General features: G+C 59.2%; 13 protein-coding genes and 6 pseudogenes. 11 read left to right on the top strand and 8 right to left on the bottom strand.

The genetic code is table 11. The features are described 5' to 3' along the window. Window positions 1–87 precede the first annotated feature (87 nt). From ACN0SC_RS15205 to ACN0SC_RS15195, 3 genes are all read left to right on the top strand, one after another. Window positions 88–1,107 carry a LacI family DNA-binding transcriptional regulator gene (locus ACN0SC_RS15205; protein WP_417250540.1) on the top strand — a complete coding sequence of 340 codons (1,020 nt, stop codon included), beginning with the start codon at window positions 88–90 and terminating at the stop codon, window positions 1,105–1,107. 181 nt (window positions 1,108–1,288) lie between these two features. Continuing rightward, the gene (locus ACN0SC_RS15200; RefSeq protein ID WP_417250539.1) at window positions 1,289–2,254 is read left to right on the top strand and encodes a cupin; all 966 of its coding nucleotides are present in this window, start codon (window positions 1,289–1,291) and stop codon (window positions 2,252–2,254) included. A 63-nt stretch (window positions 2,255–2,317) separates the two neighbouring features. Beyond that, entirely contained in the window at window positions 2,318–3,016 is a 699-nt protein-coding gene (locus ACN0SC_RS15195) for an alpha/beta fold hydrolase (protein ID WP_417250538.1), read from the top strand. A gap of 322 nt (window positions 3,017–3,338) precedes the next feature. Here the strand turns inward: ACN0SC_RS15195 and ACN0SC_RS15190 are convergent, their stop codons facing one another. The 5 genes and pseudogenes from ACN0SC_RS15190 to tnpA all read right to left on the bottom strand — a co-directional run bounded on the left by ACN0SC_RS15190 (window position 3,339) and on the right by tnpA (window position 6,174). Further along, entirely contained in the window at window positions 3,339–3,551 is a 213-nt protein-coding gene (locus tag ACN0SC_RS15190; RefSeq protein ID WP_417250537.1) for a hypothetical protein, read from the bottom strand. 2 nt (window positions 3,552–3,553) lie between these two features. Then, window positions 3,554–4,816 (bottom strand): annotated as a pseudogene (gene tnpC, locus ACN0SC_RS15185) (IS66 family transposase); the annotation flags it as partial. Window positions 4,817–4,928: 112 nt separating this feature from the next. After that, a pseudogene (locus tag ACN0SC_RS15180) lies at window positions 4,929–5,360 on the bottom strand (IS66 family transposase); the annotation flags it as partial. Between the two features lie 59 nt (window positions 5,361–5,419). Next, window positions 5,420–5,770, bottom strand: a complete 351-nt coding sequence (gene tnpB, locus ACN0SC_RS15175) for an IS66 family insertion sequence element accessory protein TnpB (protein ID WP_066604743.1) — start codon at window positions 5,768–5,770, stop codon at window positions 5,420–5,422. Next, window positions 5,767–6,174, bottom strand: a complete 408-nt coding sequence (gene tnpA, locus ACN0SC_RS15170; RefSeq protein WP_417250536.1) for an IS66-like element accessory protein TnpA — start codon at window positions 6,172–6,174, stop codon at window positions 5,767–5,769. Before tnpA ends, tnpB begins: the two co-directional genes overlap by 4 nt. 394 nt (window positions 6,175–6,568) lie before the next feature. Here tnpA and ACN0SC_RS15165 point away from each other — a divergent pair, with 394 nt between their 5' ends. From ACN0SC_RS15165 to ACN0SC_RS15155, 3 genes and pseudogenes are all read left to right on the top strand, one after another. Next, on the top strand, window positions 6,569–6,850 hold the full coding sequence (locus tag ACN0SC_RS15165) for a transposase (RefSeq protein ID WP_417250535.1): 282 nt from the start codon (window positions 6,569–6,571) through the stop codon (window positions 6,848–6,850). Between the two features lie 231 nt (window positions 6,851–7,081). Continuing rightward, window positions 7,082–7,201 (top strand): annotated as a pseudogene (locus tag ACN0SC_RS15160) (hypothetical protein); the annotation flags it as partial. A gap of 76 nt (window positions 7,202–7,277) precedes the next feature. Further along, window positions 7,278–7,821: pseudogene (locus ACN0SC_RS15155) on the top strand (transposase); the annotation flags it as partial. Here the strand turns inward: ACN0SC_RS15155 and ACN0SC_RS15150 are convergent. Next, window positions 7,817–7,947: pseudogene (locus ACN0SC_RS15150) on the bottom strand (transposase); the annotation flags it as partial. The pseudogenes ACN0SC_RS15155 and ACN0SC_RS15150 sit on opposite strands and share 5 nt — an antisense overlap. A gap of 252 nt (window positions 7,948–8,199) precedes the next feature. On the opposite strand from ACN0SC_RS15150, the gene ACN0SC_RS15145 reads away from it, so the two are divergent. The 5 genes from ACN0SC_RS15145 to ACN0SC_RS15125 all read left to right on the top strand — a co-directional run bounded on the left by ACN0SC_RS15145 (window position 8,200) and on the right by ACN0SC_RS15125 (window position 13,953). Then, window positions 8,200–9,561 carry an acyclic terpene utilization AtuA family protein gene (locus ACN0SC_RS15145; protein ID WP_417250534.1) on the top strand — a complete coding sequence of 454 codons (1,362 nt, stop codon included), beginning with the start codon at window positions 8,200–8,202 and terminating at the stop codon, window positions 9,559–9,561. Then, window positions 9,558–9,917, top strand: coding sequence for a hypothetical protein (locus tag ACN0SC_RS15140; protein WP_417250533.1), 360 nt, complete (start codon window positions 9,558–9,560; stop codon window positions 9,915–9,917). The genes ACN0SC_RS15145 and ACN0SC_RS15140 overlap by 4 nt, the downstream gene beginning before the upstream one ends. A 66-nt stretch (window positions 9,918–9,983) precedes the next feature. After that, window positions 9,984–10,937 carry a TAXI family TRAP transporter solute-binding subunit gene (locus ACN0SC_RS15135; protein WP_417250532.1) on the top strand — a complete coding sequence of 318 codons (954 nt, stop codon included), beginning with the start codon at window positions 9,984–9,986 and terminating at the stop codon, window positions 10,935–10,937. Between the two features lie 80 nt (window positions 10,938–11,017). Next, window positions 11,018–12,910, top strand: coding sequence for a TRAP transporter permease (locus ACN0SC_RS15130; protein WP_417250531.1), 1,893 nt, complete (start codon window positions 11,018–11,020; stop codon window positions 12,908–12,910). Beyond that, entirely contained in the window at window positions 12,907–13,953 is a 1,047-nt protein-coding gene (locus ACN0SC_RS15125; RefSeq protein WP_417250530.1) for a cyclase family protein, read from the top strand. Before ACN0SC_RS15130 ends, ACN0SC_RS15125 begins: the two co-directional genes overlap by 4 nt. Window positions 13,954–13,962: 9 nt before the next feature. Here ACN0SC_RS15125 and ACN0SC_RS15120 read toward each other — a convergent pair whose 3' ends face one another. Beyond that, entirely contained in the window at window positions 13,963–14,598 is a 636-nt protein-coding gene (locus tag ACN0SC_RS15120; protein ID WP_417250529.1) for a GntR family transcriptional regulator, read from the bottom strand. Between the two features lie 179 nt (window positions 14,599–14,777). Beyond that, window positions 14,778–14,993: pseudogene (locus tag ACN0SC_RS15115) on the bottom strand (integrase); the annotation flags it as partial.

Genomic DNA, 14,993 nt, shown 5'->3' with positions numbered 1-14,993 from the left:
GGCGAAGATGAAATCGGAGTAACCAGGTGAGAAGTGATATGAGTCTGAAGAAAGCATCATACAGCGCCCCCGTCGGGAGGATGGGACATGGCGCGTGATACGGTCACTTTGGCGGATGTGGCGCGTCTTGCGGGTGTCTCGCAGTCGGCGGTGAGCCGGTCGTTTACCGATGGTGCCAGCGTGTCCGAAAAAACCCGCGCCCGCGTTTTGGAGGCTGCGAAGGAGCTTGGGTATCGTCCCAACCGGATGGCGCGCGCGATGATCACGGGTAAGAGCCGGATGATCGGGTTGGTCGTTGCCTATCTGGAGAACCAATTCTACCCGCTCGCCATCGAGCTTCTCAGCCGCAAACTTCAGGAGCAAGGTTATCACATCCTGCTTCTTATGGCTGAGAACAGCGAGGCGGGGACGGAAGAAGTCGTGCGAAACCTGCTCGACTACGGGGTGGACGGGATTATCACCGCTTCGGTTTCGATTTCCAACGATCTGACTGCCCGCTGTGAAGGCGCAGGTATCCCGATTGTCATGTTCAACCGCACTCAGGATGATCCGCGCTTGTCGGCTGTGACCTCTGACAATCTTGCGGGTGGGCGCATGGCGGCTAACTTCCTTGTCGCGGGCGGCCACCGGAAGATTGCGCATATTTCGGGCTGGCAAGGGTCATCCACTGGACGGGACCGCGCGAAGGGATTTGTCGAGGCGCTTGCTGATCAGGGTCTGCAACCCTTCGCGGTTGAGGACGGCATGTATGACATCGCGCATCTGCGCGACGTTACCCGCGCGATGTTTGGCGGGGTGGAGCAACCTGACGCTGTTTTTGTCGGCAACGATCATATGGCGATTGCCGCGATGGATGTGCTGCGCTTCGAGCTTGGCTTGCGTGTGCCCGAGGATGTCTCTGTTATCGGTTATGATGACGTTCCGCAGGCAAGCTGGCCGACCTATGACCTGACCACCATTTCACAGCCGGTTGATCGCATGGTCGAGGAAACGGTGGAGGCCGTTCTGGGGCGCATCAACGGGAATGAGGATATTGCGCACCGTCAGATTTCGGGTGAACTGATCATTCGCGGATCGGCGCGCAAACCCGAGGTGTTCCGTCCGTGAGTGTCGCCATCCCATATCGCTGTGTCCGTCAGGGCAGGGGGCGGTGTTGCGGGAGCGAGACGCTGCGCAGGCGTCATGCCTATTTGCAAAGCCGTCGCGCGCGACGGCTCAACAATCGTCCTCCGAGTGCGGGTGCTTGCGACTGCCAGACACCTGAAAATGGATTGAAAAGGATAAACTCATGAGCACTATTCACGAACGCATCGTGCGCTACGGCGATCTTAAGCCCTGTAAGACTGCATTCATCGACGCCCACACTCCCGGCTCGGATCAGAAGGAAAACTTCACAATCGTCGGGGGCGGGGTCTCGGAAAGCCCTGACCAACACGTGCATATCACCGACAAGATCGGCTTCAACATCGGTGCGGCGGGCCAGCCCCCGAAATGCCGCAACTCCCTGCATTCCCACACAACGGCGGAAGTTTTCTTCGTCGCCAAAGGCCGCTGGCGGTTCTTCTGGGGCCGTTGGGGGCAAGCGGGTGAATTCATCGCGGAAGAGGGTGATATCTTCAACATTCCCACTGGCATTTTCCGCGGATTTGAAAATGTTGGACAGGACTACGGCATGATCATGTCGATCCTTGGCGGCGATGATGCGGGGGGCGGCGTTACGTGGGCCCCACAAGTCATCGAGGACGCGCGCGATCACGGGTTGATGCTTGGCGACAATGGCGTGCTATATGACTCCAAGAAGGGCGAGACCCTTCCCCACAATGTCCGCCCCATGCCGCTATTGACCGAGGAGGAATTGAAAGCCTTCCCCGAGGTGCCTGTCGAGGATGTGGTCGGCAAATACGTCGCCCGCTACTGGGACCTCATGGCCCTGTCGGCCAATAAACCTGTGACGGTCATCGGGCGCGAGGGGCTGATCAAGGATAAACCCGGTTTCGAGGTGGACTTCCTCAGCCGCGGTTCGGCGCAGTCCGAGATGGTCAAGGCAGAGAAGCCTGTTGTTTTGATGCCTGCCTCGGGCCATTGGCGCATCAGGATCAATGATGTCGAGGTTTCCCTGTCTAACGGTGATACGGCGGTTGTGCTGCCGGGGGAAAGCAATGCCGTCGAGCCGTCGATGACAGGGCAGGCAGGTCTTTACCGGATCACCGCGACCGATGATCCGGCTGGTCCGACATGGAACGGTCAGGACTGACCTGAGGACCAGAACACAACATCGGGCGCGTTTTGCGCCCGATCGTTTCTTTGGAGATGAGACATGACAAAGCTGCCGCTTGTTCTGGTCCCTGGCATGATGTGTGATGCGCGCCTGTTCGCGCCGCAAATCGCGGCTTTTTCAGTAGAGCGTGTGGTCCACCATGCACCGATCAGCGACCACGACAATGTTGAGGCATTGGCCGCCGACATTCTGAAAAATGCACCGCCGCGTTTCGCGCTTGCGGGGCTGTCCATGGGCGGGATCGTCGCGATGGAGGTGGTGCGGCAGGCCGCGGGACGTGTTGAGCGCCTTGCGCTTCTCGACACCAATCCTTTTGCCGAAACCGATGTGGTGAAGGCAAAGCGGGGCCCGCAAATGGACGCCGTCAGGGAGGGGAGGCTCGCGGAGGTGATGACGCGCGAAATGATCCCCCTCTATCGGCATGGCAGGTGCGAAACGCCTGAAATGGATGCTTTGGCACTGGATATGGCGCTTGATCTCGGTGCGGAGGTTTTCCTGCGCCAGTCGCGGGCGCTGATGACACGGCCCGATCAAATCGAGGCGCTGCGGGCCTATCGGGGTAGCGCCCTTGTCCTGACTGGCGAGAACGATCGCCTGTGTCCGATGGATCGCCATTTGGCGATGTGTGATGCGCTGGAGAAGAGCCGACTGGAAGTCATCGAGGGTGCGGGACATCTCCCGACGCTTGAGCAACCAGAGGCAACAAACCGTGCGCTTGAGGATTGGCTGGAAAATTAAGGCCTCTTTTCGCGTGTCATATTGTATTCTGAGCAATGTTTGCGCGAACGGCCCACAGCCGATCTCAACCGTTCCGCCGATCAATGTCGTTCAACCCATCAAGCAGCATTCTCGGCGGTCGTAGGGTAGCGGCTTTGGACTTTTCGGCCGCCAGAAAACTGCCGCCGAAGGAACGGTTCAAAGCGCATAACGTCGCTGGTTGCTGCGATGCCGACCCCATGCCGATGACATTGGTCCACGCGATCACGTCGGTTTAAAGAACGACCTAATTCGCCAGTTCAAGCGTAATCATCCGGCGTAGGCCACAGGGAGACCACCGCGCTTACTCCTGGTCCATTTCGATCAGGTCGCGTAGGTTTTCGATACCGAACGTCGTGAATGCGATGACGCTTTCGTCGCGGAGGCCGTAGACCCAAATCACGCCATCTTCGGTTTCCATATTGATAGCGAGATCGAATATCCGGTCGACGGTTTCGCCAAGTTCGGCAGCAACGCGCTCGATGGTCTTGACGGAATGCACCTTATTGAGCTGCATGATTATGCCGCCTCTGGGAGGGACCAGTTTTTCCAATTCCATGGCAGAAGCTCCGGCACGCGCGCGACGGGCATTTCAGGCAGCCGGGCAAGAACATCGGCGAGCCAGGCCTGCGGATCGATATCGTTCATCTTTGCGGTAACGATAAGGGTATACATGAAGGCTGCCCTATCGCCCCCGCGCTCGGAACCGGCAAAGAGCCATGACTTCCGCCCCAAGGCTACGCCGCGCAGGGCGCGTTCAGCTGCATTATTCGTCAGGCAAATGCGGCCATCATCGAGGAACGCCGTGAAGGCTTTCCAACGGCTATCTTTCTCGAACATGTAGTTGATCGCTTTGGTGACCTTGTTGTGCCGGGACAGCTTTGCGCGTTCTGCCAGTAGCCAGTCATGGAGATTATCAACCAAGGGGCGCGAGAGTTTTTGGCGGACGGCAAGGCGCGCATCAGCATCCAGCCCGTTAATCTCGCGTTCGATGTCGAAGATGGCGTCGATCCGTTTCACCGCTTCCAGCGCGACCGGCGAGATCTGATGGGCGGGCTTCCCCTTGCGCACGTTGCCCGCGATATCGGCGAGCTCGAAGAACTTCCGGCGTGCATGCGCCCAACACAACGCACTGGTCACAGCTCCGGCTTCGCGGTCATCGCGGTAAAGGTCGTTGTATCCACCATAGGCATCGGCTTGCAGGACGCCCTGCCATCCGGCGAGATGCTGGTTGGGATTGGTCGCGGCGCGATCGCGGGAGAAGTGGAAGACTGCCGCCGGCGGTGCTCCTCCGTTCCAAGGCCGGTCATCACGCACATAAGTCCAGAGCCGAGCCTTCTTCGTTCCTCCCCGTGCCAGAAGCGGCACAGTCGTATCATCGCCATGTAGACGGTGCGCAGCAAGCACATGGCTCTCGATCAGCGCATGAATGGGCTGTAACGCGACGGCGGCATGTCCCACCAGATCAGCCAGCGTCGACAAGCTCAACTCAACGCCTTCACGAGCAAAGCGCTCTGCCTGCCGGTTCAGCGGCTGGTGCTGGCCATACTTCTCAAAGACCAGCATGGCGATCAGACCGGGGCCAGCCCAGCCACGAGGGATTGCATGGAACGGGGCTGGGGACTGGCTGATCTTTTCACACGCCCGACAGGTGAACTTTTCACGCACGGTCTGGATCACCTTCCACTGGCGTGGGAGTTCGCGCTGATCCGCGCAGCGGCAAACCGTCCGGGGGACGGTTTGAGGCAAGAACGGGCGGAGCCCTTCCAGTGTCTCGGTAATAAAGTGTTTCTCAAAAACTTGTGGCACTCAATTTTTGAGAGGCGCAGCAACATCAATGCAGTGTCGAAACGTTTCTCGCTCAATCTGATTCAGATTAAACGAAAAACGCTTTATCTTCGCCCATTTTCACGATCCTGTCCGAGCCACAGCAGGTGCAAGCAGTAGGCGCCTCGACGACAACCCGTTCGCGCGGCAAATGATCGGGGAACGGTTTGCGTACAGGGTGGCGGCGCGTAAAGGCGCGCACAGTGCTGGCCTTTGCGGTGGCCTCTTCGGCGATCAATTCATCCTCGGTTGCTGAAGCTTCCAGCTCCTCAAGCTGCAGTTCCAGCTGATCGATCAGCCGGGCGCGTCGCTCGGACGAGATGCCGTATTTGTCGCGGCGCAGCTTGGCGATCTCAAGCTTGAGTTCCTGGATCATCGCTTCCGAGCAGGATACGACCGCACGGGCTTGCGCCAATTCGCTTTCCGCAACCTCCGCACGCGCTTCGGCGACAGCCAGAGCGGCACGTAATTTGGCGAGTTCGGAAGCGGCATTTGACATAGCTAATGTCTATCATCTGCGCCGCAAAAACTCCAACAAAAACAGGCTTAAAACGCGATTTATCCCGCCTTTGCAGGACGTTGCGTCCAGCGTGGATTGCGCCAGTCGATCCCCTCCAACAGATATCCGAGCTGCGCCGCCGAGATCTGTACAGCTTCACCAGATTGGCTCACGGGCCAAATGAACTTGCCCGCCTCCAGGCGCTTCAGATAGAGCGACATGCCCACGCCATCATGCCACAGGATTTTGACCAAATCGCCCTTGCGGCCCCGAAAGCAAAAGAGCTCACCTGCATGAGGGTCACGGCCGAGCCCTTCCTGCACCTGTAGCGCCAGCGTATTCATGCCTCGCCGCATATCGGTGACGCCACCTGCAATCCAAACCTTCACGCCCGCCGGAAACGCAATCATGACGGGTCCACCACAGCCAGAACCCGGGCAAGGGCCGCAGGTTCAACACCCGCCGGCACGATGAGCCTACGCCCATTCGGCAAGGCTATCTCAATCTGACAGGCCGGAGACGGACAGGAATTGAGCGAACTGCTCTGCGCCGTGGTCCCGCTCTGCGTTACACTCACTGGCGTAAACGACACCGGGCGAGAAGAGCCAAGCTCACCGTTTCTATACTGCCGCCGCCAAGTGGTCAGAAGCGAGCGGCAAATACCATGCCGCCGAGCTGTCGCGGTCACCTGTCGGTGGCCAATAAAGCTTTCCTCCACAATGCGTAGTTTGTCATCATCAGACCAGGACCGACGGCGAACGCCATCGGTCGCGGAAAGAACTTCAATTTGGGAACAGTTGATAAAGTCGGACATAAGCTCGGACTTACCATCGGAGCCAAGCCATGTTCAGACGGCCCTCGCCGGAGCATTACGTTCAAGCGCGTTTGACGCATCATGCTTTCGGATGTCCAGTTTTATCCTACTCATCCAATTTCCCATCACCTTCGCCATTTCAGCGCGTAGGGTATGAGCTGTCAGCGCATCTTGGTCTCTCCAGCGCTCAACGGTCAGCACGAGTCCAGAGGACTAATCATCCAAAATGATGCTACAGAAGAGGCAACCCTCCAACTTTCGGGTATTGGCCAAAAAGTCCCTCGTATCGGCGATGAAATCGGTCAGGTCGCTTGGGTCCTGAGAGATGAGAGGTGGTCGCGGAGATTCGGACCAGACGTTAAGGTGGATCGCATGAAAAAAGTGACGATCCAAAATGCAGAAAAGAAAGAGCCACTCTCCAGAGTTTAAAGCCAAGGTTGCGTTTACAGCGATCCGCGAGGAGATGGCGCTGTCTAAGCTATCCCAGAATTACGGCGTGCATCCAACGCAGATCGGCACTTGGAAACGCGCGGCGGTAGAAAACATGGCGGCGGCCTTTATGCGCAAAGGTTCAGTGCCAGAACAGGACAGTGCCGCTGATGTTGATAAGCTGCACGCCAAGATCTGCCAGCTTGTTGTGGAGCGAGATTTTTTAGCCCCTTTTCGTGCATGCTAGCATGCACTGCTGGGCAGTGGATGCCTCGCATCAATTGCTCGGGACGCGCCCCTCTTGAGACCTCGCCGTTGGCAAGGCACTGTCGGTCAACGGGACAGAAAATGGTGAGCCGGGATCATAAGCTGAGTATGCGTAAACCGTGCGTACTGCTGCAATTATCACGACCCGGGCTTTGCTATCAGCCTGTTGGCGAGAGCACTGAGAACCTGCGCCTCATGAGAATAATCGACAATCAGTTCCTGGCAAACGCCTCTGTATGGGGCGCGTCAGATGGTGCGTTATATGAAGCGCGACAATCACCAATGTGGCCGCCATCGTGTCCGGTGGTTGATGCGTCTTATGCGTTTGGTGCCGATCTGTCAGGAACCGAGCACCAGTAAGAAACATCCGCAGCATAAGATCTGGCCATACCTGTTGAGGAACGCTGGTACTCGGCGCCACGGTTCAGAGTTGCCGCGTACATTTTATGCGCAACGCGCTTGCCCGCGTTGGCAAGAAGGACTACCCCATCTTCACCGCAGCACTCAGGACCGCCTTCGATCAGGACACGCTGGCAGCGTCGAAGGAACACTGGACCAAGCTGGTCGACGCCTTCGAACCGCGCCATTCCAAGCTCGCGGAGCTGATCCGCCAAGCAGAGGATGACGTCCTTGCCTACAAAAGCTTCTCCCGCGAACACTGGCGAAAATCCATTCCACGAACCCGCCAGAGCGCTTGAAAAATGAGATAGAGCGCCGGGCCAACGTCGTAGAGATATTTCCGAACGAGGCTGCAGTGACGCGACTGGTCGGTGCCCTGATGTTGGAGAAAAATGATGAATAGGCGATCACGCGATGTACATGACTCTGGAAACCATCGCTGCCATTTGCGACACTGATCCTATGGACCCAGCGATGATCGCCGTCCTGGAACTGCGGCCAAACCAAGGCCGAAGAGCAAAGTTACACCATTTCCCGGGACGCAATCCTTAGACTTAAACTTGTAGAACGTCGCAGGGCTGCGGCCATGTCTGCGGCACACCTCAGCCGTCGGCATGCTAGCCTCTTGCTCCTTGATCATCCCGATTATCTGCGCCTCGGTAAAAGGCTCTTCCGCATTCGTCTGCTTCTTCAAGATCGGGCAGACTCTACATTAAAATGTGGGATTTTGTCGGAGGGCAGGTCACGATCTGCGAGGTTTCACTTTGTCGACAGAGCATCGAAGGTCGAGCATAGTTTGCGAGGTGCCGCTTGTCCCTCGATGCAAGCTCAGGCAGTGGCTTTAAAGTGAATAATTTTCATAGCTAAACTCCACGCTTGAATTATCGATAATAATGTCGATAGTGTTTCGAGTGACGGAGGAGATGTGAGATGAAGAGATTCTTGATCGGTTGTGGCGCAGGTTTTTCAGGCGACCGGGTTGATGCGCCGGGGCCTGTGGTGGATCATCTGATCGCCTCTGGCTTGCCGGGGGGGCTGATGATTGAAACGCTTGGCGAGCGTACGCTTGCCTTGGCTCAGAAATCCAAGCAGAAGGACGCGAACGCGGGATATGAACCGCTGCTTGATCCGCTGCTGCGTCCAGTCCTTCAGCGTTGTCTGGACCACGGCCTGCCCATTGTCTCAAATATGGGGGCGGCTAACCCGCGGGCTGCGGCCGAACGGATTTATCGGATTGCCAGCGAACTGGGGTGCCCGCGGCCCCGCATTGCCATTGTCACGGGCGATGATATTGCATCGCAACTGGCTGACCTTCCGCTGCAGCCTTGGGACGGTGACGACGGCCGGGCGGTGCCTGCGGATGCGCAGGTGATCGCTGCCAACGCCTATCTTGGGGCAGAGCGCATCCAAGAAGCGTTGGGCGCGGGCGCACAGATTGTCATCACTGGGCGGGTCGCCGATCCAGCGCTGGCGCTGGGGATGCTGCTGCATCACTTCGGCTGGGCGGAGGATGACTGGCCGCGGCTGGCGGCCGGCATGCTGGCAGGACACATTGCGGAATGCGGGTCGCAGGTTACCGGTGGTTACTTTGCCGATCCGCAGAAAAAGCCGGTCGAAGGCATGGCGCGGCTGGGCTTCCCGATTGTTGAGGTGTGCGAGGACGGCGCTTTGACGGTGACGAAGCCGGACAATACAGGCGGTATCGTCGAACTGCGAACCGTCAAGGAGCAGCTCCTATATGAGGTGCATGATCCGGCGCATTACATCACCCCCGATGTCATCATCGACCTCAGCGGCGTCAGCGTGTGTCAGGAGGCGCCGGACCGTGTGTCCGTGCAAGGTGTGCGGGGCAAGCCTGCGACCAACAGTTACAAGGTGACCGTCAGTTATCCCGGCGGTTGGCTGGGCGAGGGCGAGATCAGTTATGCTGGCCCCGGCGCTTTGGCGCGGGCGCGGTTGGCGCGGGATGTGTTGCGCGAACGGCTGGTGATCCGCGGGCTGGAGCTGCGGCACCGGTTCGACCTGATTGGCGTCGCCAGCGTCTTTGATAGCGATGACGGCGCACTGTCGGCTGCTGCCTTGCAGGAGCCAGAGGATATCCGGCTTCGCATGGCCGTGGAAGGTGGAAGTCGCGCAGTTGTGGAGGCCGCAACCCAGGAGGTTCTGGCGCTGCTGTGTTGTGGCCCAGCCGGCGGTGGCGGGGTGCGTCTCGCCGCGACCGAACGCATTCACACGATTTCCTGTCTTGCTCCAAAATCCTCAGTGCAATCGCGAATGGAGCTTCTGCCATGAAACATAACCGTGCTGTTCCAAAGGCCTCGGACCAGGCCGTGCCCCTTTATGACCTTGCCCATGCCCGAGCGGGCGACAAGGGCGAGCGGCTGAACATTTGCCTGTTTGCCTATGATCCGGCGGACTATGGCCTTTTGGTCGAGCAGGTTACTGCCGAGCGCGTGCAGGAGCTGTTTGGCCATCGCGGCGCGCATTCGGTCCGCCGCTACCTTCTGCCGTTGCTGGGGGGCATGAACTTTGTCATCGACGGCGTGCTCGAGGGCGGTGTGAACGGTAGTCTGAATCTTGACGGGCACGGAAAGTCGCAGTCTTTCCGGCTGCTGTCGCTGCCGGTGAGCCGGCCAGGCAGTCCATGATACAGCGCAAACTTTACATGGGCCATGAAGGAGAGCATAGCCCACACATTTCAAAGGGAGGAAAACATGTATAAACAATACCTTGCTGTCGCGGCAGCTACCGCAATTATGGCAACACAGGCCGCGGCGGCGGATGCCATCCGGCTCGGCACCGCCACGGAAGGCGGCGTCTGGTTCGTGCTCGGAAATGGCTTTGCCCAGGTGCTGAGCGATGAGCTGGACACCACAGTTACGCCGGTCACAACAGCGGGATCAATGGAGAACGCCCGCCGCCTTTCGGCCGGTGGGGATCTGACCATGGGTCTGGCGCTTGCAACTAGCGTGGCAAACGGCATTGCCGACGGCACCGTAAATCCCGACAAGATCCGCGTTATCGGCGCCGGCCACGGCAATTTCATGCAGGTGGTGGTGCGGGCCGAGGATGGCGCCAAAAGCTGGTCCGAAGCGATGGCATCCCATCGGACCATCGGCGTGGGCGAGCCCGGCAGCGCAGCCTTTGAGGTCACCACAGGCGCGATCCGCGCGCTTGGCACCGACCTTAGCGATATCCGCTCGGCCCGTATCGGCCATCAGGCTCAGGCGGATGCGCTGAAGAACCGAGATATCGAAACCATGGTAGTCACCCCAGGTATTCCTACAGGCGCGGTCGTTGATGTGATGTCCTCGATCGATGCGAGGATGATCGGCGGAACTGAGGCAGAAATTGCCATGGTGCGCGAGCGCATGCCATACATGACCACCGGCATCATCCCGGCCGAATCCTACAACAATCAACCCGAGCCGGTCACAACGGTCATGCTGCCTTCACTGATGATGATCACTGCCGCCACGCCTGATGACACGGCCTATGCCGTGACCAAGGCAATTTATGAAAACAGTGAACAGCTGGCTAAGGTCCATTCCAACGGCAACCAATGGACCGCAGAGAACGCCTTGGCCTCGCGTGATTTCCTGGGCCAGAAGGGCATCGCTTACCACCCTGGCGCCATCCGGTACTTTACCGAAATCGGCATCTGGTAAGCGCCGGCCCAATAATGGAGCGGCCCCTGTGTGGGGCCGCTGAAATTCTGTTCTGACCGTCCTAAAAGGGGAGTTCTCCCATGTCTGACCGCCAATCCAGCCTGTCGCCGCCCGAGATCGGCCGCGACGCGGCGGCTCTCGGGTTTGCCTGCTTGACGCTTGTCATGGCCTCGGGCGTCTACTTCGTAGATCCTGTCATCAACCGCATCCTGCATATCGGTGCGGGGTTCATTATGCTGTTTGCCATGCGTGCCGCGGTGCAGGGTGTCTGGCGCCTGCCGTCGGTCGTGGCGCTGGTGCTGATGGCCGGAGTCAGCGCCTATGCGCTGTATCTCTATCCGATTGCCTGGCAGTTCGTCGGTTTGCCGCCGTCGAAGGTGGAGCTGCTACTCGGCATCGCGGCGATATTGATTGCGCTGATGGCGGCCTGGATGGTCGCCGGGCCTAGCATCCCGATCATTGCAGGCTTTTTCGTGTTTTACACGCTGGCGGGCAACCGCCTGCCAGAGCCGTTTTCCCACGCCGGGCTGAGCATCACCCAGATCGTTCAGGCGCTCTATGTGACCGGGAGGGGCATTTATGGCACCATCGCGGGAGTGTCCGCTAACTATATCGTGCTGTTCGTGATCTTCGCGGCCTACCTTGGGCAGATCGGCTTGATTGATTTCCTACTGTACAAGTCCCGCGCCGTGCTTGGCCGCACCCGCGGCGGGCCGGCCAAGATCGCGGTTGTTGCCAGCGGCTCTCTGGGTGCGGTCATGGGCACTGCTTATGGCAACACTGCCAGCACCGGCGCTTTTACCATTCCGATGATGCGCCGCTCTGGATTTAACCCAGCCTTTGCCGCAGCTGTCGAGGCCACGGCCAGCGTCGGCGGCCAGTTTGTGCCGCCTATCCTTGGCGGTGCGGCGTTCCTGATGGTTGACATTCTGGGCATCACTTACAGTTCTGTTATGCTGGCTAGCTTGCCGCTGGCGGTAATGTTCTACGGCAGCATCTTTTTGATGGTCGACTTGACCGCCGTGCGCCAGAACATCCGCAGCGTTCCGGCTGCGGGCCAAGATGTGGCGCCGCAGGATCTGGTTTTTGGCGGCTGGCTCAAGCTGTTGCCGATCGCGGTTCTGATCGTGATGCTTGTGCAGGGCTACACGCCGCAGCGGGCGGGCTTCTGGGCGGTGCTTTCGGTTCTGGCGGTGGACCTTATCGAGACGCGCAACCTGCTGCGCGTGCTGCGTAACCTTGCGCGGGGGCTGATTGAGGGCGCAAAAGGCAGCGCCGTGATCGTCGGCATCGTTGCCGCGGCCGGGATCATCGCTGGGCTGACCAGCACTACGGGGCTGGGACTCGTCCTGTCGCAGATCCTGTCGGACCTTGCGGGCAACAGCTTCGTTCTGCTGCTACTGTTCTCAGCACTGACATCGATTATTCTTGGCTTGGGACTTCCGACGATCGTCTGCTATCTTCTGATGGCGGTTCTGGTGGCGCCTGCGTTGATTGATACTGGCGTTGCGCCAATCGCCGCGCATCTATTCTTGATCTACTTTGCTTCCCTGTCATCGATCACACCGCCCGTGGGCCCCTCCAACTTCATTGCGGCGACCATTGCGGGAGAGGGGACCAAACCGCTTGAAGTCGGTGTGTATGCGATGCAGCTTGCCTTGCCAGGCTTCATTATTCCGATGATCTTTGCTTATCATCCGGAATTACTCCTGCAGGACGGTATTACCTGGCAGGTACTTTGGTCGCTGACCACCGCGTTTCTGGGTATTTACGCGCTGACGGCGGCGCAGACCGGCGCTCTGTTGCCGGGCTGGCTGATGGCGGGCGCCGCCGCGCGGGTGCTAAGCATTTTTGCCGGTGGGCTGCTACTTTGGCCGCATTCGGTGAGCGACTTTGCGGGCATCGCCGTTTTGGCGTTGGTGCATGTGCTGGTGGCCTCGCGCCGGCGGTCGGTGGCGGAGGCAGCCGAATGACTAGGACACACCGCTGGACGTACCGCCCCGAAGGATCGAACTGGGGCGATTTCGGTCCCGATGATCAGATCGGTAGGCTGAATTTTCTGGGATCCGAGGCTGTAATGCGCGGTATTTCGGAGGTGCGTGAGGGGCGAAGCTTTTGTTTGTCGCTGCCGCTGGACCTACCCGGCGGCAGCGCGCTGAACCCGAGACGCAGCCCGCCGCGACACTTCGCAACCGCGCGCAACGGACAAAGCAACTTTAACCACGCGCTAGCGCGTCACGACCCGGATTTGACCGACGTGATCTGCGACGATGCGGTGCTGCTACACACGCAGTATTCCACCCAGTGGGACTCGCTGGCGCATGTGGGTGGACTATTCGATGCCGATGGCGATGGCGTGGCGGAGCCGGTCTATTACAACGGCTGGCGCGCTGGGGAGCATATTACAGGATCGGATGGCGGTGAACCTTGCTGCGGCTGCGGCGATATCGAGGGCGTGGCGGCCCGGAGGCTGGGCATCGAGACCATGGCAGAAACTGGTCTCCAGAGCCGCGGTGTGCTTGTCGACCTGCATGCTGCCGCGGGTGAGAAGCGGATTGCCATTGGGCGCGATGCGCTGCTGCGCGCGATGGATGCTCAAGGGGTTGCTGTCGAGCGGGGGGACATACTGTGTCTGCACACCGGTTTCGCCGATGCGGTAATCGCCATGCGCGGGCAACCGGATGCCGTGCGGCTGCATACGTCCTTTGCCGTTCTGGATGGCCATGACCCGGCACTCTTGAACTGGCTGACCGACAGCGGAATCGCCGCGCTGGCGGCAGACAATTACGCGGTGGAGCAATCCCCCGCCGAGTCTGGGAAGGGACTCCGTGCATCCCTGCCGCTGCATGAGCATTGCTTGTTCAAGATCGGACTGCCGCTTGGGGAGCTGTGGCATCTGGGGCCGTTGAATCGCCACCTGCGAGCGCAGGGGCGCAGCAGCTTTCTTCTGACGGCGCCGCCGCTGCGACTGCCGGGCGCGGTCGGCTCTCCGGTAACGCCGGTTGCGACGGTCTAGCGGCTGAGGTCAGGCCATGTCGAGCGCCACCTGCATTTCGAGGTAGCGCGTCTTGGGGCGTTCGATATGGCGGGAGTTCAGCGCGACCAGCTGGTCTAGGTCGCCCCGGCGCAGGGCGTCGACCATCTGCTGGTGTTCCTGCCGGGCAAGGTCGAGATAGGCAGCGTCGAAAAAACCGCGCGACCGGATTGGATGTGTTGCACGGGTGTGTGAGGCGATCTCTTCTATCAGCATGCGGTTGCTGCACAGCGTAAAGAATTTTTCATGAAAGGCGTTGTTCAGTTGTAGAATTTCCTGAGGCGCGGTGGCGGCAGAATGTGCGTCACAGAGGTCTTGAAGGTCAGCAATTGCCTGCGGAGGACAGGGCAGGGGCATCCGCAGAATTGCTGCCGTTTGCAGGATGTCCCGAATTTCATAAAGTTCACAAACTTCGGACGGTGTGTAGGCGCGGACTTGCACGCCTTTGTTGCGGACTTTGGTGGCAAGTCCCTCCCGCACCAACTGCTCCAGCGCATTGCGTACTTGATGGCGGGTGGCGTTGAACTGGGTGAGCAGCTCATCTTCAATCAGCCGCTGTCCGGGATGCAAGCGGCCAAAGATGATTTGCTGTTCCAGGGCTTTCGAGATTACGTGGCTGCGCGGCATAAGGTCCCTAATTGGTGGTCATCTAGATTATCGACAATCTTCTCGGAAGATGCAAACTCGCATGGCCGCTGTCCATAGAAATTTTGCATTCTGACGTGCCGGAGCCACTTCGTAATCCTGCAACTGGCATCGAAACGTGAACATAAACTGGGCGCGACCCGACAAACCTTCCACGCCCTTTATTTTGACGCGCGCACCACGAATTCGCCCCAGGCCTCCATCATAGGCCGCCTTTGTTCTAGTTGGTCGGTGCGGTGATAGGCGGCTTCGGTGGCGTTCCTGATGCTGTGGGCAAGGGCACGTTCTGCAAGGTCGCGTGCGTAGCCGTTCTCGGAGGCCCAATCCCGAAAGCTTGAGCGGAAACCGTGTACAGTTGCCGTCCGTCCGGGAATGTC

This window comes from Celeribacter sp. (assembly GCF_048261515.1).
Classification (GTDB): Bacteria; Pseudomonadota; Alphaproteobacteria; order Rhodobacterales; family Rhodobacteraceae; genus Celeribacter.
Note: the sequence above shows the minus strand (reverse complement) of the source record. Positions and strands in the feature narration are given on the sequence as shown.